We start from the raw sequence: 18017 nt of genomic DNA on the forward strand, positions 1-18017 counted from the left end.
TTCGGCTCCTTTGGCAGGCCGCCGGGCTGACGCCGGCCGAGCGCGAAGCTGCATTACGCGCGCTGTTCGATCAAGCGGATCGCTTCGTCGATGTCCCGTGGCTCGATGTCGAGTTCCTTCAGGCCTGGCACGTCGATTGCTGCCACATTGTCGTGACGCATAAGATCGACCTGGTTGCGCGTTATGGGCGCGACCGGAAGGAGTTCCGCGACGCCAGCCAAGGCCTTCCACACCGCAAACGGCACCGGCATCAGCTTGATATTCGTATGGAGCTGTGGGGCGATCTCCCTAAGCAGTTCGTTATAGGTATAGATGCGCGGGCCACCGAATTCGAATATGGAGGAACCCCTGTGGTTTCGCCCGTCGATCAGCACGCTCACTGCTTCTGCGACGTCTTCCACGTAGACCGGTTGAAGCCGTGTGCCACCATCGCCGAACACCGGATAGACCGGCAGGAGGCGGATCAGTCTCACAATAGTCGTGAGGAAAGCGTCGTCAGGTCCTGTCATGACGGCGGGAGGCACAATGAAAGCGCCGGGAAATGCGCTCTTCACCGCTACTTCTCCGCGCCCACGTGCACCGATGTAATTCGAATCCGATTTAGGATCGGAGCCGATCCCCGAAACATGGATGAACTGGTCGACCTTGCCCTCGTGCGCCGCGGCGGCGAGATCCGCCGCGGCTTTCACGTGCACGCGTTCGAATGTCTGGACGCCCTGCTCGACATAAAGACTGACAGCATTCACGATCGCCTGTGATCCGGCAATGGCCGAGCCGATCGAGGCTGCATCCAATATGTTCGCCTCGACTGCTTCGGGCATCCTTCCAGTCGATGAAAAGATCGGGCCCACGCGAGCCAAGTGGCGGCATGCGGCGCGGACCGTGCCCCCCCCTTCTAGGAGCCGCTTCACAATCCTGCGCCCGAGAAAGCCTGTTCCGCCGACACAGTGACGATCCGTTTCGTGTTGAGATCATCAGAATCCATTGCCTCGCCATCCCTTCTCTTCGCATGCCTGCCGAATGTCTGCTGGCCGGCAGGTTTACGGGCGGCGAAGACCCAGCAGCATAAGCGCGGTCATCGTTGCGCTCGCGCACGCCACCGCCAACAACACGACGACGCCGGCAGAGTTGGACTTTTGCTTAGCGCGCACTGGGACGACTCTTGCGGGCAAAGCACTGTGAACCAGCGCGTCCAGATCGGATCTGCTGCCATGTCGAACGGAATAGGCGCGAGTGAATTCGGCGCCGAGAAGAAAGATTTCCGATGAGTAGTAAACCCAGAGGAGTATGACGAGCAGTCCGCCGGCGGCCCCATACGAGGATGCGATCGCACTGGTGCCGATATACCACCCGATAAGTGATTTTCCGAGGGTGAACAGGGCAGCGGTCACCACAGCACCAATCCCTACGTCGCGCCATTGGAGGGTCCGATCCGGCAAGACTTTGTAGATTGCAGCGAACATCGCCGAGATCAGGACAAACGAAACGACCGTGTTGATCACGCCGAGGACGATTGTGCCGAACGGGATCTGAGCGTTGATAAAATTGCCCAGCACCGAGATCGCTGCGCTCGCAACGAGAGACACGAGCAACATGAAACCGAGCGCAGCGACCAAACCCAGGCTTGCTGCACGGGCCCGGACTATACGCGACAACGAACTCCCCTGAGGTTCGACCTTCCAAATTGTGTTCAGCGACTGCTGCATTTCACCAAAGACGCCAGAAGCGGTCACGAACAAGGTGACGATGCCAATGACCGCCGCCCAAGTCCCGGATGATTTGCCGGATGCGCTCTCGAGCGCGGTCTGAAGGAGACTTGCGCTTTCTGGTCCCATCAGCCCGGAGATCTGGGCAGACAAAGCCAATTGTGCAGCATCATGACCGAAAACGAGACCCGCGATAGCGACCACAATCAGCAAAATTGGCGCCAGCGACGTGGCGGCGTAGAAAGCCATCGCAGCGCCATGACTAAGAGCATTGTCGTCGATGAAGCCGACTACGCTTTCTCGCACCAAGTCCCATACATTTGTGATCGAGGGTCGCACTTCGAATCCGTAGGGTGAGCGGCAATGGCATCCACTAGCAATGCGCCAGAACTTCCGATGTTCCGACCGGGGGCCACGTCCAAGTCACGGCTCAAACCCCTTTAAAGGCTAGCGCCGGCAGTGCCCCTACTGGATCCCACGACCGTCTAACCGCGGCTTCGTCGGTTTTTGGCTCATGACAAAGATCGTCCTGCAAGGTTCCCACATCATGCCGCAGCAACATCTCTGGCCCACATGCCGGATATGGCTGCAGCAGCGGCTTGCTGGGGCCTTCACCTCTGGGCGGCGCCGCTAGCGGGATTAGGATCCAGGTTCCCCAGCCAAGCTTCTTTTCTGATGGTTTTTTCAACTACTTAGCATCAATTAGAAAATGCTAAGTGTTACACTCAAGCGGATGATCCACATGGGATCCGGTCTGAGTAGAACGACGGCAGGCGAAGCTTATGACAGCACAAGAAATTTTCCCGATGATCAACAAGCGCTGGGACGCCATCCGAGAGCGATTGTCAGGGCCGTTCACCACTCAATTCTTTCAAGCGCTGGTAGAGGAAGAAGCACCAGATGTTTGGGCTGAGATGGTCCGGCGCTGGGGTCGTGGTGGCAAAGGAAGCGGTAAGTTCTTTTCACCTGCAAATGTCCTCTACAACTACCTGAACCGTCAGGCACATGAGCAGATCGTGGTCTGTCTCGGATTCGCGCCTTCCAAAGGGGGATGGGGCTCAGGCCGTGTCATGCAGTGGGACCTCGCTAACGGCACGATCTTGCCGCCAACCGAGGATGATCTGGGACTTACTGAAGGTGGGCAGAAGTTCAGAACACATCTAGTTCGAGAGCGGGCAATTGGCGTAAGAGAGCGCGTGTTGAAACAGCGGAAGGCAATGGGATTGTCATGCGATCTATGTGGCAGAACGGGAAGTGAGTTCGAGGCGCCTGTTCGCAGCGCGATATTCGAAGTGCACCACAACACATCACCTGTAGCGGCGGGAGAGCGGACAACCACGACCACCGACATGGCGCTTCTCTGTGCATGCTGCCATCGCGCACTTCACCGGCTTGTGGTGACGCGGAAACATTGGTTCACTGTAGAGGAAGCCCGCGAACCTCTTGGCCTGGTAAGCTAGGTAAAAAGCCTGCCGTCTGCCATACCTTCGCCCTTGGCGGAGAGAGCGGGAAACGCAGAGAGTATATTAAGGCTATTGATTTCAATCGCACACCAGGCTCGGTTTTGTAGCACACAACGGGCCAAGTTTTGTAGGGACGGATATGTGGGCTTCGCAAATTACGGGCAGGGCCACGTTTTACGAAGAGCCTGGCTTACCCCCGAGAACGCTGTCGCCGACCATTTTTCAGGGTGTCGCTGCGCCCAGTTCACAAATACCTGCTGAAAGGCGCCGTAGCTTATAGATGCTTTGGGACAATACCTGCCTTTGGCATCCGGCCCCAGCAACTGATTCATCGCCTCGGCGACGCCTGTGACATAGCCCAGGCAAAATAAGTTATCGCCCGATTCTTTTGCGCTTTGGCACGCATTCAGAAGCTCCTGTGTGCTGACAGCCAAAGCCTGCGACGGAACCAGCCCAGCGGCGATAAACGCTATTGCTCCAACTCGGTTCATGTTCCCACCCAGTGCGAGTAGTCAGCGAGAAGACTAGCCGCTGCGCCATCTGTTCACAACTCGGACGCCACATTGCGCCTACCCAGGCCAACAGCTAAACATCAAGCGACTGGGGGGGGAAGATGGCAAAAGATTTCAAACATAATCCCGTTGTAATACGTCCTGATACCACGATCGGGAACATATCCGCTGAGGCGGACGGTGACTTTCTATTCGAGTGCTTCGTTGACCACCCAGCACTGGAAGCTGCTCGCAGTTCTAAGAACTCGAAGATGTTCGTCTCGGCCCGAACGGGCAGCGGGAAAACTGCCATTTTGAGAAAAATAGAACAGCAATTTCCAAAAACGACATCCGTAGTAGACCTTCCTGGGCTATCGATGGATTATGTGGCAAACTCCGACATCATTCGCTTCCTCAAGTCTCTCGAAGTCGACTTGGATCTCTTTTTTCAAGCGCTATGGAAACATGTCCTTTGCCTGGAATATATCAGGTTGAGATACAACGTTAAGAATGCAGAGCGTTCCAATGAAGTTTTTGGATGGCTTAAAGAATTTTTCCGGGCTGACGATCGCAGAGCATCTGCTCTGAAATACCTTGCGCTATGGCAGGGTCGCTTTTTTATCACAATGGACGAGAACATTAAGGAGTTAACGTCGAAGCTCGAATCGCAAATTACAGGAGAGCTGGGCGTTGAAGTCGAGAAGTTTTCTACTAGGGCTGGCTACACAAGAACATTAAGCTCGGAAAAGAGATCCGAGTTGGTTGCTCGTGCTAAGAAGATCGTCAATTCTGCCCAGCTCGCCGACCTAAATCGAGTTCTTGAGCTGCTATCAAATGTTGACAATGCAGAGAAGTATGTTGGGACATATTATATCCTAATTGATCGCCTGGACGAAAAGTGGGTAGACGAAGAAATTCGTTTTGATCTTATTAGAGCGCTAATCGAGTGCCTTCGCACATTTAACAAGATACCGAATCTGAAAGCAGTGGTTGCCATCCGCGAGGATGTTCTTGAAAGAGTCGTTCAGGAAACGAGGGACATTGGATTTCAAAGAGAGAAGTATGATGACTATTTTCTTCGCGTAATATGGACAGAAGATCAGCTAAAAGAAGTGGTCAGAAAGCGTTTCAATCTCCTATATCGGAGAAAATACACATCGGACAATGTGACGTTCCATGATGTGTTCCGCAATAAGATTGGTCAAAAAGATCCACTGGACTACATCCTTGAGAGAACTCTCTACCGACCTAGAGACGTAATCTCGTTTATAAATGAGTGCTTCGAGAGAGCTCAGGGGGACAAGGAGGTTACCGCAAGGGTAGTCAAGGAGGCCGAGTCGGAATATTCGCGCATACGCATGCAAGCGTTGATTCAAGAATGGCAAAGCGCCTTTCCATCATTGTCGATCGCCTTTCGCCTACTGTCGAATAGAAGGGGTCGCTTTGCGTCGACTGAGATAGCCGCGAAAGAATTTCTAGATGATTTCGTTCTCGAAGTAGACCAGTCGCCTGCCTGGAAAAACGACCCGATTAAGGAAATGGTTGTCCGTTACATGCAGGATGGTTCGGAAGACAATATGCTTGGTGTCGCGCGCATATTGATCAGTGAGCTATATAGAATTGGCGCTATAGGACTAAAAACATCTGCCGGAGAGCGATACATTTACTCATATCAGGATGTCCCCGTTATCAGCCCTGATGCGATTGATCTAGAAACAAAGATACATATACATCCCATGCTTCACAGAGCCTTGAACGTTCAGGATCAGTCTCGGTGAGCCAATTTATATTAAGGGACAAGTGGGCACATGGCATTTCTTGTGCGTGATTGCATACGTTGCGGAGTTACGCACGTCCAACTTAACCTGGTCGGGTCTTCACTTATTGCCGGAAATGCGTGGGAGATTTCGGTCGCATGCCAAGCGTGTAGCAGGATTTCGATTTACGATTGTTTGATTGGCGGGGGCAATGGGCCGCAGAGCTATGACAATCTGGATAGCCATCCTAGAAATGTAGCGGTCGCTAGGGAGGCGGTGAAGATTGTGGCCATTGAGCCGATCCTGTCCGAGTATGTTCCTCCCCGTATCAATGCCCTTTTTGTCGAGGCAGCAGTCTGTAAAGCGCTCGGCCGCTTTGAAGCAGCCGGCGCAATCTTCCGCAAAACCATCGACGTCGCCAGCAAACATTTATATGCGAACGACGCCCGGCTCACCGGAAGGAGCCCGGCAGACGCCCTGCGCAGCCGGTTGAAGGCGCTTGGTGATATGAAGATTCTCGAGGAAGATATCATCGAGCTTGCTGACGTGGCAGCCCTGGACGGCAATGACGCGGCTCATGATGTCGATCCATACACGTCTGCTGAAGCTGAGGCGTTGGAAGAGCTTACGGCCGACCTGCTCGACCGGCTGTTCGTTCGTCCCGCCAAGCTTGCCGCCGTAAAGGCCAAACAGATCGCGGCGGGGCAGCGGAAGCCCTCATGAGAAAATGGCTTGTCGTAATGCCGATGTTGGCGCTTGCGGGGTGCGACGATGGCAAGGAGCTTGCCATCGCTCAATGTAGGGTCGATGAGGTCAACATTTACGGCCCTGACAAACCAAGCGAGGGCGATATGTGGGAACAATCCGGTTATGTAATAGCCTGCATGAGAACGAAGGGCTATCGCCCGGTTCCTCACAAATTCGGGACGGATTGCAATGACAATGCGTGGGTGCGGAGGTCCGCCACCTGCTATCGACCAGCCGGCGTCTTCAGCACACTGATTGACCGCATAACCGGGCGTGAATGAAGAAGGGCGCGGATCACACCGCGCCCTTAGCATGTGTCGAGCGCCTCGACCGTCTGATAGGGCTCGCGCTTGCAGGTGAACGAGCAAGGTTCGATCGCGGCTAGTGCCACACGAAGCGGGTAAGCCCGTCTAGGCGGGCGCTTCGCGCCCCTCCCTGCGCGGCCTTCGGCGCTTACCGCGCTTCGAGCGGACGAACTTCTGTGAGGACCGGGAGATACAAGCTTCAACCCTTCCGGTCCGGGAAAATCGCTTCCGGTTCGAGGCTAGCGGTTCCGGTCGACCCCAACAGTCCTCACAGGCGTTCGCAGGGTGTCTTGATCGGGGCCGATGCTACGAAGTGCCTGAATCACTGACAGCCTCTGGCAGTGCCTATATGACTCAAACAGAGACTGGCTGTTTCTGGCGAAAGTCGCGATCTTACAGGCGTCGACGTCCCACGCCACCGCCAAGAAATTGCCGCTATAGTTGGACGAAAGGGTGGCACTCGCTGGTCTGGCTTCGCTTATGGCTGAGATTGGAAAGAAATGGATCATCTTACCGCCCCCTATCGCCTTCGCATATCGCTCGCTCGCCGTCCCCGCGCTGGCACCGCTCCAGGATCGTCATCGTTTCGATCGTCGCCAACCTGCGGCCTGGGCTTCGTCTTCAGAGCAAAACCACCTTTCGCCCTTGGCCTCAGTGATCTTCGTCAGGCCATAAAATTTCTGCCCAGGAATGTGATAGATGCGCTCGCCGTCGACCGAAATGTTGCCCTTGATGTTGCACCCACCGTTGCGCGCAGCGAAGAGAGGTGCGCTGGTCGACTGTCCACCGTCGCGATGCTCTGCCCGCCAATCCCTAGGCGCCTGAAACGTTCCGACCCACATACCGACCTTCGCCGCCTCAGCTTTCGCCTGCTGTCCTGCATAGGCGCCGTGGTTGTAGCGGGGCCAGTCGAGCGCCTGGCCGTGCTCGACCATCCACCCGGCTATGCTGGCGCCGTCGGCACGCCGGCAGTCGCCTACAAAGCGGCCGTAGCGATCCCAACTGACAAAGCTGCATTGGACTGGCCTCGAGGCCGCTAGGAACCCGTCGAGTGCCGCCGCGGCCTTCGCACCGCACTGGTAGCGAAAGCCCTTGGCGTCGTCGCATTGCTGAGCTGACTCGGGCGCGTCGATGCCATTGAAGCGGATGCGCTGTCCATGGATCTCGATCGTGTCGCCGTCGATGACTGATGCCACCCCGGCGATCGGTGCCGGTGTCGACCCAATCCAGTGAGACAGGTTGAGGTCGGGAGCGCTTTCACTGCGCTGCACGACGAACTGCGTCGCATAGGCGGCCATTGCCGCGAGCATAACGAACACGAGCCGCTTCGGAACGCTTGCCAGCAGGTGTGCGCGCAGCCGCCGTGCGCCTCTCCGTTTGCGCCATTGGTCAGACCGATTGTCGTATCGGAATTTGTCCAAACCCCTCTCCCCGACGAGAGGATGCGACTGTTTTGGTCTGGAGTCCAGCGGGCCGGCCCCGCAGGTTTCGGGACGCGCTAACTAGCCCGCAACCTGGCTTTCGGTCCTGGCAGGCTTTCGGACGGGTTTGCGGTCAATCTAGCGGTTCGCCGATCTCTCAGCCACTGCGACCTCTTTTTTGCCAGTAGCTCTTCGCGGTTGTCATCATCAGCGGTCTTTCGGCCATGTGCGGCGATCGCATAGTCGGCTCTGTTCGTTCGATAGTCTTCTTTTTGCACGGACATCGTTTTTTCCTCCCTTAGGCCTTTCCCTCCCTTGGGCCTGACGGGCGAGATTAACTGCCGCTGCATCGCGCGAGTCTACCAATTAGGGATTGTGCTAAAATGATACACTCCGTGCTGGCCAAACCGCCCCGTCCGCTCGCCCCTCCTCAGCGCAGCGCACTACATTTCATTGGAGCCGATTACGCCAAGTTCGCCTTGAGAGAGATTGGTCAACGACGGCCCTCCCGATGTAAAGACAACACCGGCTCCCTCCAGTGCTTGTCGTATGCGGGTAAGTGTGCCCGGATGCGGAATCCTGCGGCCGATCTCAAAATCGCGGATCGTGGCTTCGATAAGATTGGACTTGGCGCCAAGCCGCACACGGGACGTGTGTAATAGCTCCCGTGCTGCTCGCGACTGCTCTGCGGTCAGGTTTCCCAAACGGCGTCTCCAGTCCAAAGATCACTTTAGGAATCGAGATTAATTGGCGTGTGCCGGGTTGTTCGTGCCAGATCCCCTGCCGCGCCGGTGACCGCCTGCCGAGCAGATATGGAAATGTTCCTGTCACTCTCGGCTTTTCTAACGTGCAGCCTGCCAATGATCGGCGGGCCGAGATCAGCCAGCCTTGTCATCGCGCTGATAAGCAAGCCTTCGCGCCTCCCTCTCCAGGCGGGCGTGATTATTGCCATGCTGTTTCATAAGCATTCTCGCTTCCGGCATTGTGAGATGAAACTTTCGGGCGAAGTGGGCGACCTCGCAGGCATCGTCAGTTAGCACTGGTCTGCGACGGTCGGGATAGTGTTCGATCTGGTGCGCGGTCATGGCCATTTCCTCCTGTCAGAAAAACCGGTTCCTCGGCCTAAGGTTCCGCCCCTGCTCTTTTAGCGAGAGCTAACGGAACCGAAACAACCATGCGATATTGAATCGAATTCGATGTTGCGTGGGGTTCCGATGCGCAAGCCAACCGGCGGGAACCGGCTGTCGTTCATACCTCCGTTGATGCCGACCCTGGTGGAGAAGCCGCCGGAGGGCGATGGCTGGATTCATGAAGTGAAGTTCGACGGCTACCGCTCCCAAATCATTAGGGGTGCTGGCGGCGTGCGCATCTACACGCGTCGTGGTCTGGACTGGACGTCCAAATACCGCGACCTCGTCAAGGCGGCCGGTGAGATAAAGGTCGAAAGCGCCATCATCGACGGCGAGGTGATCGTCACCAATGAGGCCGGGCTGTCCGACTTCAAGGCGCTGCGCAAAGCCATCACCAGCCGCCAGCACGACCTCTATTTCGTAGCCTTCGATCTGCTTCACCTCAATGGTCACGATCTTCGCGACATGCCGCTAGAGGAGCGGCGCGAGATCCTCGCCGGCATGATTGAGCCCGGCGGGCGTATCCAGTTCAGCGAGGCGCTGCCAGGCGAAGCCAAGGCCATCTTTCATCTGCTGGACAAGGCCGGGCTCGAGGGCATGGTGTCCAAGCGCCGCGACAGCAAATATCGCAGCGGCCCGTCGACGAATTGGCTGAAGGCGAAATGCTACTCGATCGATGAATACGAGCTGCTCGGCGTCGAGCGTGAAGCGGGCAAGCCAGCCTTCGCACTGATGGCAGAGCGCGGCACCGGCCGCTATGTAGGCTCGGCTTTCATCACGCTCAACCACGAGATGCGCGAACGGCTCTGGGCACGCGTCCAGGCCCACGCAGGGACGGCGCCCAAGGGCATGAAGCGGTCGGCTACGCAATGGGTTAAGCCGGGGCTGATCGGCCGCGTGAAGCACCTACGCGGCGAGGAAGACCTTCGCCACGCTTCGCTCCAGGATTTTCGGGAGGAGTGAGGAGATGCAATTGATCACCGGTCTCATTGTGCTGATAGTCTTAAGTGCAGCGGGAACCGCTATAGCGTTGATAGCTACGTCCACCCAACTGCTTATCCATGAGGAAAAGGAAGCATCGGGCTTGTTTGCGTGCCAATATTTCACCGGAACAGGCGTGGAGCTCAACCATTCCAAAACCGCTGCGAGCGGTTCGCCGTCGTAGCGAAAATAAACGAGATGGCTCGCTCTGATGGCCTTGCCGGCRCCATCGATATCAGGAATATAATCCTCCCGTTGCGGCGACCCCTTCAACGGAGATCGCCATGTCCAAGACCCTCGCCGACACCCTGGCCGCCCGAGAAACCATGTGTGTCCATTGCGGGCACCCGGCGTGCTGCAAATCGAAAAGGCTCGACATTCAAGCGCTGATCGAGAGGCTCGGCCCCGAACACGGTTCGATGCATTGGGATTTGGTCGGGCGCTTTGGATGCTCGGATTGCAAGGCTGCGAGCCGCGATCGCCGGTCGGCGTTCTTCACCTGCATTCCTGACTACGAAGGCGATCGGCAGCGGCGCAACCGCGACTGGAAGCCGACGTTCGATCGGGGGGGCTTAGGGACTTCAGTCTTAGTTGAGCTATAGCTAATATACATTTAACTTGGGCAATGCGGGGGACGATCCAAAAAGACTGACCCGCGATGGCCGGTGCGGCTCGCTTCACCCAAGCATCCCCTGCACCGGCCATTCCCCACGGTAGCATCAGGCTGCCGAACTGGCGCGCGGAGGCTCAAATGGCCGGCGATAAGCGCAGGCAGGACGCTATTCACGACCATCAGGTAGAATATTTCGCCTCGGAGAACGGTTTGACTCCGGACCTGGCTTGGGAGTTGATCCTAAAACATGGTAACAGCCGCAAGGCCGTGATTAAAGCTGCGCAGGGATTGATCAGGCAACACGCGCTCGATGAGCCAGATGACCGATAAGCCGGTGACCACCTACGTTGTGAGCGCGGCCCGCTTCCCGGCGGGCCCCAGCAAAAAGATTAGGCGCTGTGAAGATCATGATCCAGCAGTTTCACGGTCGGCTCACGACGGTATTCAGAGCTGGCTCGATCGATGCCTTCGACAGTGATCGCGAACGTCCCGTTTTCGGTCCTGCCGATCCATCCCTTTGCTTTCAGATACCAGAGATGAAACTCGAGGTGTTCACGCGGACAGCCTGATATCCGCTCTAGCTCCGTGTCGCCGATACCGGGACTGTTAACGTCTTGTCGGCGTTTTACATAGAGAAGCGAAAGCACCTTGGCCTGCGTTACAACGTCTCGTTCGATGCCTTTATTGCCAGTAATTTCCTCTACCAACTCGCGGCGAAGTTTTAAGTTTTCTCTATATTGGATGTCATACTGTGCCCGCTTAACTGGATCTTTCAGTGTATTATGCGCCTCTACTATTTCGCTGAAGCGCGTTTCATCCCCGGTGCCCTGATTGTCTGGATGGAAGCGCATGGCAAAATAACGAAAAACCCGTTCGATCGTTTCCGAGTTAGCGTTCGGGCTAATTTCCAGTGTCTCGTAGTAGTCAATGAACAAAGATGCTCCCCCTCCCAGCGCTATTAATAAAGCACCCGCCGAACGGCACCGCAATTTGATCGTAAATAAAGGGTTAATAGCCGCCTCTGCGGCCCCCTACCAGCACCGCAAGCCGGCTCCCCGCTACGGAGCGCTTTACGCTTACGCCAAGAAGGCAATGGAGTGCTCGCCATATCGCCCAACCCAATATGGCGAGCACCCGAGTCAACCGACGATGAGGGGACTCGGCTCGTCGGTTTCGTGTTAATGAGCGAGAATTCCTTCTGTTTCGCTGTTGGGACCTTTGCGCATCCTCATGGGACTTCAGTCGCAACTGCGGCGCGAAGGACAACACTCGAAAATTCCAGCTCCGCTACAGTGGCTTCCCTGCGCGTAGCATGGCCCGCGTGATTGCCAGCTGTGCTTCCGTCCTGGCATTTTCTTTCTGGGTCATGTTGTCGGCGGCGATCAACCGCCTTAGCGATTGCAGGATCTCGCCGCGGTTCCAGCCGACTTCCAGCATACAATCAACTATTGCCTGGAAGCCCGGCTCCATCGCCTCCTGGCAGTCGATCTCTCTATCGGAGTAGTCCCGTGCGTGCCTTGGCGGATTGATCATGCCGTTCCGTCCACGCTGTCATCCTCATCGAGCGCATAAGGCACCGGCAAATAGGCGTTGGCAACAAGCCAGTCGCCGATGATCGTCCTGATCAAATCGGGCTTGGAAATGCCCATCTCCGCGGCAAGCCCAGCGAGCGATTCATCGACCCTCGGTTCCAAATCGATTCCCGGAACGTTCCTGAGCATCAGCGCGGCCCGCCGGAGCATGATTTGAAGATCCGCGCGCGAGATGTCCGCGATTGCGTCGGCGGCGCTCTCAAGGTCCACTGCAAAGCTGATGCGGGTCATCGGCCTGTCCTTCCTGAGACAACTTGATCGGCTCAATGAGGCCGGCGTGGTCTTTGGGCTGCCATCTCTGCCTCCCTGTTGTTGTCAAGGCGCACAGTGAACAAAAAGAGAACGTGAGAGTCAAGAGCCTCTTGACCGACAGGAATATGTTCCTCATCTCAGGGTATGCCCGAGACCTACGCGCCGAAGAATCGCGACTTTCCGCTGTCGAAGCTAAACGACAGCATGCGCCTGGTGCGTGTGCGCTGTCGCTATTGTAAGCGACTGCACAATTACGCGCCTTCCGACCTGATCCAGATTTTCGGCGACGTCGACGTGGATTCTCTCGCCTTCCGGATCAAATGCGAGAACGGCAATGATCATGGAAGGCTGGAGGTCGAGGCTTTCGTGCCGACCGGGCGCGAAGCGGTCGGCCTGCGAATCCGCCGCCTCGTAGCAATCAAGATCAACCGCGTGCCGATCTGGCGCGAGGATCCAGCTTAGGAGAAAATCAGATGGCCAGAACGAAACCTTCCAAGCAGCTTTCACAGGCTGAAATCGGCCGCTTTCTGGTGGAAGCGGAACGGCTGCACAAAAGCATCGTCCAGCCGCTTTTATCGCCCACCAGTGACCATTACCGGGCGCTGCAAAGCACGCATGAGGCGCTGTTGAAGACGGTCAAGGACATCACCGGCAAGGATGCCCCGTTCATTCAATGGTTTGGGACAGGACCGGTTCGGCCTCCTACGGCTGGGTAGAGCCATCCCATGACCATGAAATATCCCTTTGTCGAGAACACACTCGGCAAAAAAGCCTGCAGATCGGATCGGGGCTTTCGGTCGACTGCATGACGTGCCGCCGGCATGTCGAGCTCGACATCCAGGCGCTCGTCGACCGCCTAGGCGAAGATCACGGCTGCATGCACTGGGATCGGGGCGCCCTGACCGGAAGATCTCGTTCACCAGCCATCCGAAGACGCCAGGACAGCGGCGCTCAGACTAAGGCGGCCCGGCATCTCTGCACCGGCGGGGTGGCCAGCAAGAACGCCGGGCCTGACCGGCGCGCGGGGGGCATAAGCGGTCGCGCCGGCTGGCGAACATATATGCTTCTGCTAATATAATAGGGACCTATCCGTATGAACGATGGAAGCAGCAAAAGGTGGAGCACAAGCCGGTAACGACCTAAGACACGGCCAAAGCGCTGGCGATGGCGAAGGAGTTCGGCGACAGAGCGAGGGAGCACAAATGGCCGCCTATCTTATCGCGGATGTAGACATAAAAGACGCTGCCGCATTCGAGGAATACCGGCGGGATGTTCCGGCCACCGAGGAGCGCTACGGTGGGCGATACCTGGGTCGTGGTGGTGCGACCAAGGTTCTGGAAGGTGACTGGGAACCACACCGTTTGGTTATTGTCGAATTCCCCGACATGGGGTCATTGATGGGCTGGTATAATTCGCCGGAATACGCCCACCTTATTGAGATCCGCAAGCGGTGCGCCAGCACCAGGATCATTGCGCTTGAGGGGATCGCAACACCCACTGGGTGACGATGCTGCGAAGCGAGCTGCGGGCTTGGGTGAAACACGCCGCACCGGCCATTTTCCCAAGGCCGGAGGATGAACGACAAACCGGCCACAACCTACGTGGTGAAAGAAGCCGCATTGGCGCACCATGCTGATGACCAAGGACGAGGAAAAGGCGCTCGATCTAGCCAAGAAGGTCGGCGACAAGGCTCGCGTCGAGGAGATCACCCCAAAACCGACGAAGAGCTGAGAGAGACTCCAGCGCCGCCAGGAAAGAGCGCTGGCGTGGCGTGTGTTAGATCCTGAGGCCAGTTACTTCAGTCTTATTTTGGGTCGCTGCCGGAGTGCAATTTGGCACGGATAGCATGAAGCTCGGCTTGTCTCTTCTTGCGCTTGGCGTCCCTTGCCTTCTGCTCGGGAGTGGCGGTGCCGTTTGCTATGGCTGCTTCGTCGGCCGCTTTTTGCAACTGCTTTCTAAAGCCCTTCCCCTTGGCCATAGCCGGTTCCGGAAAGGACATGGCGCATACAATCAAGACGGTCAAAATCGTCAAAAATGCCTTTCTCATGTTCCACCTCCTTCGCACGTTGTATCGCAAGGTGGCGCCGCCCTTGCTATTTGCCCCGAGGGGGTGCTTCAATAAATCTGTAGTCGCCATGGGGGGCGAAAGTGCTGAGTGCGTTTTGGTATTGTGCTACCCGATTATTATCGGTCGCTTCTTTATTGCCACTGCTCATGTGTTCTGCCCACGCAGCAGTGCACTCGTTTGGTCCATTCACGGTCGATGACGCCCATTCGGATACTATTTCTCTCAATGGCGAGATCGATGTCGGGGCTGCTCTCAACTTCCGCCGCGCGGCCGAGGCTGCTCCAAATGCAAAGTTGGTCGTTCTTAATAGCCCTGGCGGCGTGGTTCAGATCGCCCTTTTGATCGCAGACGACGTGCACGAGCGGAAACTCGCAACCTACATCCCGGAAAAGGCCGGCTGCTATTCTGCATGCGCATTTATCTTCCTTGCGGGTGTTGAGCGCCAGGTCGATGGCGAGTTGGGCGTCCATCAGATCTCGTCTGGCTCCGCTGATCTGGTCAGCGCCCAGCTTTCCATCTCTGACATCATCGAACTTCTCAATCGCTTCAATACACCGGTTGAAGTTTTAACGGTGATGTTTAAGACACCGCCAAACGAGATGCATGTCTTCACCCCTGATGAGGTCACGCGCTATGGCCTTGATCGCAAGCAGGGCGCCCCCACAACCGTGGCATCAAAAGATGCCCCGGTGGCACAGTCAGCGGAACCGCTGTCGGCTGCGGCCGCACCAGCTGCAGCCCCCACAGTAAATCAGACGGACGCAGTCGATGGCCCGTCGCTGTCCAAACTGTCTTCGATCGAGCAATACGCTCGCCGTCCGACACGGATGGCGGTCTTTACCGGCCTTGACCTTTACGGCGATGACATCAGTTCCCAGCGAACGGGCGACGCTGCGAACTGCGCGAGAGCATGCCTATCCATGGGCGGCCAATGCAAGGCATTCACATTCAATGTCGATACGCGCGTCGCGGCCGGTCCAAACTGCTTCCTGAAGGCCAGCCAAGGTAGAGCAGACGGTAACTCGGCTGCCATCTCTGGCAAATTTCTCAGCAGCGCTGAGCCAGATCCCAACACATTCTCGATGGGAGTGATCGACCCGAAGACGGCCTTGTTCGACAACATCGACCTGCCTGGGGGAGATCTCTCCCAGAGACCTTTTGGAAGGAACGTGACCGGGTCCCAGTGCAGGTTGGCCTGCGTTGCAAACGATCGTTGCATCGGATTCACCTACATGAAGCGCAAAAGCCAATGTTGGCTTAAAGGCGCAATCGGCGCGCCGCGATATGGCGAGGGCATGATCAGCGGTCTCAAGAAGATGACGACCTTTGCGCCTGCGTCGATCATCAGCCTCGAATGAAATCTACGCGAGCGTCGCCCAACGGGCGGTCTTCTCAACCTCAAATTTCTCCAAAATAGCGGGCACGAGCCCGCTCATCCGATGGCGCCTCGGGCCCAAGGCCGACTACATCGGGAACACGTGTTGGATCGGCAGCAAAAAGCGCAAAGGCATGCTCACGTCGCTGGTCAGCCGCCTCTCCGCGTTCGAACAGCAGGGTTGTTTCCATCGCTTCCAACTGTCGCATCCGACCGTAGAAATCATCATGGTCGCGGCCATACGCCTCCGCCGCCCGTCGCCAGTCGACGTTCTCCAGCAATCGGTCCCTCAGTAGTCGGACGTCGCGTAATGTCCTCGAAAGCCCCCTGCCCCAGGCGGGATCGGTGGCAGCGGCCGCATCGCCGATCAACACAACTCCATCGCGATAGGGCCTGTCGACCCATCGGTGCGATCCATCGAAGCTGGCGAAAGGACCTGCCTGCCGTCCCCGGTCAAACCAATGCCGCGGCGCGCCTACCGCTTGAAGCTGGCGCACCATTTCAGCGACAGAACGGGGACCTGACAGACGCTTCGGCAGGACGTCTTTGTGGTAGATCAGGTAGATGCGGTTACGCCCGGGCGCAATTCGCATGGCGATGACCATCCGAGCGGCCCTGGGATCGTAGAAGAGGTTGATCGTATTTGCCGGTTGCTCAGCATTGCCCCCGAGTAGCTCCGAGCAATCGACATCGCCTTCCAGTATCATACCGGCCGTAATGAGTTGCTCCGGGTCGTGCCTGACCTCGAAGCCAAGAAGCGAACGCAGCCGTGAATCCCGACCATCCGCCAGGACGACCAAGCGGGCTGAGACACCTTTGGTATCGCTCCCGATATGAACGCGTGGCATTTTTCCAAATGTCACCGCAGAGACGGCGCTTCCGCGCCTGACCTCGCTTCCCAGGATCTCAGCGCGATTTAAGAGAACCGTTTGCATCTCGGGATGGGGGAATGTCACGCAGCAGGTCTTGCCTGGTGTCGTGGCGTGCAGATCCCGCACCGCGGGCGGTGAGCCAATCCTGAACCTTGTATAATAGCCCGCTTCGATGGCGCAGCTTTTGATAAGCAAATCATAGATGCCCAGCCGCTGCGCCTCAAGACTTCCCCATGGCATAAGAACTTCGCCACGGATGCGATCCCTGAACGGGTCCTGCTGTTCAACAATGAGTATCCTGGCCCCGCGACCTGCCAGAGCGATGGCCAGCGAAGAACCGGCAAGACCACCACCAACGATGATCAGGTCGTAGTCAGCCCCACCGCGGCCGGACAACGAAGTTTCGCCGTTTTCCCTGTCCGCCATGGCCTACGCCCACGGGAAATCTGATTTGCTAATATACTGAACTTGCGCCACCTTTGAGTCAAACGGCGGCGAGCATCGCGCCGAGCGGTGTCTCTAGATAGTGATTTCTTCAACTGGCTATTTACAGAGCTGAGCGTCACAGGCGACCTTACTGGAGAGCTCGGGCACCGAACTGTTGCATTGGACGCTCGCATGCTGCAACACGCTCTGAGGGGCTCCCCATCTCCGTGCTGAGCGCACAACAGACGTCGGACTGAAGCACGCTTGCGACACGTCGCACAGCTCTAGGAAACCGGTTGCTTAATGGCCTTGCGTCGATTCTCAAAGACGATGCGCGGCCTGCCCTCACTTCTGGGAGGCAGCCGGCGCGATGGCGAATCAGGGTCTTCCGATTGTCAGCATCGCAGGTGGCACCGCGACAAGGATCAGTGCTTGCCCGAGTCCTCCCCGCTCATCAGCAGGTGAATCTCATTCCCCGGAGTAAACTCTCCGACGGTCGATTTCAGAAGCCGTAGGGCGCCGGGCAAATCTTGGGCGTCGATCCTGCGCTTCATTTCGTCGAAGATGCGCACGATCAGCGCTCCCTCGATCGACCGCGGAGATGCGGCCAGGATCCCCGACGCGCCGGTCCCGCTCAAGGTTTCCTTGTTGTCGAAGAGTTCCTCGCAAAGCTTTTCCCCAGGCCGAAGCCCGGTGTAGACTATCTGAATGTCGGTGTCCGGGCGGTGCCCCGAGAGACGGATGAGATTTCGAGCAAGATCCACGATCTTCACCGGCGAGCCCATGTCGAGAACGTAAATTCGGCCGCGCTCCTGCTG

General features: G+C 57.1%; 23 protein-coding genes. 11 read left to right on the forward strand and 12 right to left on the reverse strand.

The window, feature by feature from the left end:
* Window positions 1–53: 53 nt before the first annotated feature.
* Together AC1D2G_RS33645 and AC1D2G_RS33650 are read right to left on the reverse strand one after the other, a co-directional pair.
* Window positions 54–911 carry an NAD(P)H-binding protein gene (locus AC1D2G_RS33645; protein ID WP_477419451.1) on the reverse strand — a complete coding sequence of 286 codons (858 nt, stop codon included), beginning with the start codon at window positions 909–911 and terminating at the stop codon, window positions 54–56.
* 129 nt (window positions 912–1040) lie between these two features.
* Window positions 1041–1955, reverse strand: a complete 915-nt coding sequence (locus AC1D2G_RS33650) for a YihY/virulence factor BrkB family protein (RefSeq protein WP_477419453.1) — start codon at window positions 1953–1955, stop codon at window positions 1041–1043.
* Window positions 1956–2488: 533 nt separating this feature from the next.
* Here AC1D2G_RS33650 and AC1D2G_RS33655 point away from each other — a divergent pair.
* Window positions 2489–3166, forward strand: a complete 678-nt coding sequence (locus tag AC1D2G_RS33655) for an HNH endonuclease (protein WP_477419455.1) — start codon at window positions 2489–2491, stop codon at window positions 3164–3166.
* Window positions 3167–3324: 158 nt separating this feature from the next.
* Here AC1D2G_RS33655 and AC1D2G_RS33660 read toward each other — a convergent pair whose 3' ends face one another.
* A complete protein-coding gene (locus tag AC1D2G_RS33660; RefSeq protein WP_477419457.1) occupies window positions 3325–3660 on the reverse strand; it encodes a Rap1a/Tai family immunity protein in 336 nt (111 codons plus the stop codon).
* Window positions 3661–3782: 122 nt separating this feature from the next.
* Here AC1D2G_RS33660 and AC1D2G_RS33665 point away from each other — a divergent pair, with 122 nt between their 5' ends.
* Together AC1D2G_RS33665 and AC1D2G_RS33670 are read left to right on the forward strand one after the other, a co-directional pair.
* Window positions 3783–5438, forward strand: coding sequence for a P-loop ATPase, Sll1717 family (locus tag AC1D2G_RS33665; protein ID WP_477419459.1), 1656 nt, complete (start codon window positions 3783–3785; stop codon window positions 5436–5438).
* 255 nt (window positions 5439–5693) lie between these two features.
* Window positions 5694–6140: a DUF4145 domain-containing protein gene (locus AC1D2G_RS33670; protein WP_477419461.1), complete on the forward strand. Its 447-nt coding sequence runs from the start codon at window positions 5694–5696 to the stop codon at window positions 6138–6140.
* Between the two features lie 907 nt (window positions 6141–7047).
* Here the strand turns inward: AC1D2G_RS33670 and AC1D2G_RS33675 are convergent.
* The 3 genes from AC1D2G_RS33675 to AC1D2G_RS33685 form a co-directional block, all read right to left on the reverse strand.
* Window positions 7048–7767, reverse strand: a complete 720-nt coding sequence (locus AC1D2G_RS33675; protein ID WP_477419463.1) for a thermonuclease family protein — start codon at window positions 7765–7767, stop codon at window positions 7048–7050.
* A gap of 566 nt (window positions 7768–8333) precedes the next feature.
* Window positions 8334–8594, reverse strand: a complete 261-nt coding sequence (locus AC1D2G_RS33680) for a helix-turn-helix domain-containing protein (protein ID WP_477419465.1) — start codon at window positions 8592–8594, stop codon at window positions 8334–8336.
* A gap of 174 nt (window positions 8595–8768) precedes the next feature.
* Window positions 8769–8975, reverse strand: coding sequence for a DUF3606 domain-containing protein (locus AC1D2G_RS33685; protein WP_477419467.1), 207 nt, complete (start codon window positions 8973–8975; stop codon window positions 8769–8771).
* Between the two features lie 129 nt (window positions 8976–9104).
* On the opposite strand from AC1D2G_RS33685, the gene AC1D2G_RS33690 reads away from it, so the two are divergent.
* The 4 genes from AC1D2G_RS33690 (at window position 9105) to AC1D2G_RS33705 (ending at window position 10944) form a co-directional block, all read left to right on the forward strand.
* Window positions 9105–9983 carry an ATP-dependent DNA ligase gene (locus AC1D2G_RS33690; RefSeq protein WP_477419469.1) on the forward strand — a complete coding sequence of 293 codons (879 nt, stop codon included), beginning with the start codon at window positions 9105–9107 and terminating at the stop codon, window positions 9981–9983.
* Between the two features lie 4 nt (window positions 9984–9987).
* Window positions 9988–10185 (forward strand): hypothetical protein, encoded by a 198-nt coding sequence (locus AC1D2G_RS33695; RefSeq protein WP_477419471.1) that lies wholly within the window; start codon window positions 9988–9990, stop codon window positions 10183–10185.
* Between the two features lie 100 nt (window positions 10186–10285).
* The gene (locus AC1D2G_RS33700; protein WP_477419473.1) at window positions 10286–10603 is read left to right on the forward strand and encodes a hypothetical protein; all 318 of its coding nucleotides are present in this window, start codon (window positions 10286–10288) and stop codon (window positions 10601–10603) included.
* A 149-nt stretch (window positions 10604–10752) separates the two neighbouring features.
* A complete protein-coding gene (locus tag AC1D2G_RS33705; RefSeq protein WP_477419475.1) occupies window positions 10753–10944 on the forward strand; it encodes a DUF3606 domain-containing protein in 192 nt (63 codons plus the stop codon).
* Between the two features lie 59 nt (window positions 10945–11003).
* On the opposite strand, the gene AC1D2G_RS33710 is transcribed toward AC1D2G_RS33705, so the two are convergent.
* The 3 genes from AC1D2G_RS33710 to AC1D2G_RS33720 all read right to left on the reverse strand — a co-directional run bounded on the left by AC1D2G_RS33710 (window position 11004) and on the right by AC1D2G_RS33720 (window position 12437).
* The gene (locus AC1D2G_RS33710; protein ID WP_477419477.1) at window positions 11004–11549 is read right to left on the reverse strand and encodes a DnaJ domain-containing protein; all 546 of its coding nucleotides are present in this window, start codon (window positions 11547–11549) and stop codon (window positions 11004–11006) included.
* A gap of 352 nt (window positions 11550–11901) precedes the next feature.
* A complete protein-coding gene (locus AC1D2G_RS33715; RefSeq protein ID WP_477419478.1) occupies window positions 11902–12147 on the reverse strand; it encodes a hypothetical protein in 246 nt (81 codons plus the stop codon).
* A complete protein-coding gene (locus AC1D2G_RS33720) occupies window positions 12144–12437 on the reverse strand; it encodes a ribbon-helix-helix domain-containing protein (protein ID WP_477419480.1) in 294 nt (97 codons plus the stop codon). The genes AC1D2G_RS33715 and AC1D2G_RS33720 overlap by 4 nt, the downstream gene beginning before the upstream one ends.
* 165 nt (window positions 12438–12602) lie before the next feature.
* Between AC1D2G_RS33720 and AC1D2G_RS33725 the strand changes: the two genes are divergently transcribed.
* From AC1D2G_RS33725 to AC1D2G_RS33735, 3 genes are all read left to right on the forward strand, one after another.
* Window positions 12603–12920, forward strand: a complete 318-nt coding sequence (locus AC1D2G_RS33725; protein ID WP_477419482.1) for a hypothetical protein — start codon at window positions 12603–12605, stop codon at window positions 12918–12920.
* Window positions 12921–12931: 11 nt separating this feature from the next.
* On the forward strand, window positions 12932–13174 hold the full coding sequence (locus tag AC1D2G_RS33730; RefSeq protein WP_477419484.1) for a hypothetical protein: 243 nt from the start codon (window positions 12932–12934) through the stop codon (window positions 13172–13174).
* 486 nt (window positions 13175–13660) lie between these two features.
* Window positions 13661–13963: a DUF1330 domain-containing protein gene (locus tag AC1D2G_RS33735; RefSeq protein WP_477419486.1), complete on the forward strand. Its 303-nt coding sequence runs from the start codon at window positions 13661–13663 to the stop codon at window positions 13961–13963.
* 299 nt (window positions 13964–14262) lie between these two features.
* Here the strand turns inward: AC1D2G_RS33735 and AC1D2G_RS33740 are convergent, their stop codons facing one another.
* Window positions 14263–14505 carry a hypothetical protein gene (locus tag AC1D2G_RS33740; RefSeq protein WP_477419488.1) on the reverse strand — a complete coding sequence of 81 codons (243 nt, stop codon included), beginning with the start codon at window positions 14503–14505 and terminating at the stop codon, window positions 14263–14265.
* Between the two features lie 101 nt (window positions 14506–14606).
* On the opposite strand from AC1D2G_RS33740, the gene AC1D2G_RS33745 reads away from it, so the two are divergent.
* Complete coding sequence (locus tag AC1D2G_RS33745) at window positions 14607–15884, forward strand: PAN domain-containing protein (RefSeq protein ID WP_477419490.1); 1278 nt, start codon at window positions 14607–14609, stop codon at window positions 15882–15884.
* 40 nt (window positions 15885–15924) lie between these two features.
* Here AC1D2G_RS33745 and AC1D2G_RS33750 read toward each other — a convergent pair whose 3' ends face one another.
* Both AC1D2G_RS33750 and AC1D2G_RS33755 read right to left on the reverse strand, forming a co-directional pair.
* Entirely contained in the window at window positions 15925–17199 is a 1275-nt protein-coding gene (locus AC1D2G_RS33750) for an FAD-dependent oxidoreductase (protein ID WP_477419492.1), read from the reverse strand.
* Window positions 17200–17624: 425 nt separating this feature from the next.
* On the reverse strand, window positions 17625–18017 hold a 393-nt coding region (locus tag AC1D2G_RS33755), incomplete at its 5' end, for a polysaccharide biosynthesis protein (protein WP_477419494.1).

The sequence above is a fragment of the Mesorhizobium sp. P2_C7 genome, assembly GCF_056404515.1.

Bases quoted from the DNA above. Each gene is read 5' to 3' on its own strand.
- AC1D2G_RS33690 (WP_477419469.1), top strand. From the start codon at position 9,105: ATGCGCAAGCCAACCGGCGGGAACCGGCTGTCGTTCATACCTCCGTTG.
- AC1D2G_RS33715 (WP_477419478.1), bottom strand. From the start codon at position 12,147: ATGATCAATCCGCCAAGGCACGCACGGGACTACTCCGATAGAGAGATC.
- AC1D2G_RS33685 (WP_477419467.1), bottom strand. From the start codon at position 8,975: ATGACCGCGCACCAGATCGAACACTATCCCGACCGTCGCAGACCAGTG.
- AC1D2G_RS33705 (WP_477419475.1), top strand. From the start codon at position 10,753: ATGGCCGGCGATAAGCGCAGGCAGGACGCTATTCACGACCATCAGGTA.
- AC1D2G_RS33650 (WP_477419453.1), bottom strand. From the start codon at position 1,955: ATGGCTTTCTACGCCGCCACGTCGCTGGCGCCAATTTTGCTGATTGTG.
- AC1D2G_RS33725 (WP_477419482.1), top strand. From the start codon at position 12,603: ATGCCCGAGACCTACGCGCCGAAGAATCGCGACTTTCCGCTGTCGAAG.
- AC1D2G_RS33665 (WP_477419459.1), top strand. From the start codon at position 3,783: ATGGCAAAAGATTTCAAACATAATCCCGTTGTAATACGTCCTGATACC.
- AC1D2G_RS33660 (WP_477419457.1), bottom strand. From the start codon at position 3,660: ATGAACCGAGTTGGAGCAATAGCGTTTATCGCCGCTGGGCTGGTTCCG.
- AC1D2G_RS33675 (WP_477419463.1), bottom strand. From the start codon at position 7,767: ATGGCCGCCTATGCGACGCAGTTCGTCGTGCAGCGCAGTGAAAGCGCT.
- AC1D2G_RS33740 (WP_477419488.1), bottom strand. From the start codon at position 14,505: ATGAGAAAGGCATTTTTGACGATTTTGACCGTCTTGATTGTATGCGCC.
- AC1D2G_RS33700 (WP_477419473.1), top strand. From the start codon at position 10,286: ATGTCCAAGACCCTCGCCGACACCCTGGCCGCCCGAGAAACCATGTGT.
- AC1D2G_RS33730 (WP_477419484.1), top strand. From the start codon at position 12,932: ATGGCCAGAACGAAACCTTCCAAGCAGCTTTCACAGGCTGAAATCGGC.
- AC1D2G_RS33695 (WP_477419471.1), top strand. From the start codon at position 9,988: ATGCAATTGATCACCGGTCTCATTGTGCTGATAGTCTTAAGTGCAGCG.
- AC1D2G_RS33655 (WP_477419455.1), top strand. From the start codon at position 2,489: ATGACAGCACAAGAAATTTTCCCGATGATCAACAAGCGCTGGGACGCC.
- AC1D2G_RS33750 (WP_477419492.1), bottom strand. From the start codon at position 17,199: ATGGCGGACAGGGAAAACGGCGAAACTTCGTTGTCCGGCCGCGGTGGG.
- AC1D2G_RS33735 (WP_477419486.1), top strand. From the start codon at position 13,661: ATGGCCGCCTATCTTATCGCGGATGTAGACATAAAAGACGCTGCCGCA.
- AC1D2G_RS33720 (WP_477419480.1), bottom strand. From the start codon at position 12,437: ATGACCCGCATCAGCTTTGCAGTGGACCTTGAGAGCGCCGCCGACGCA.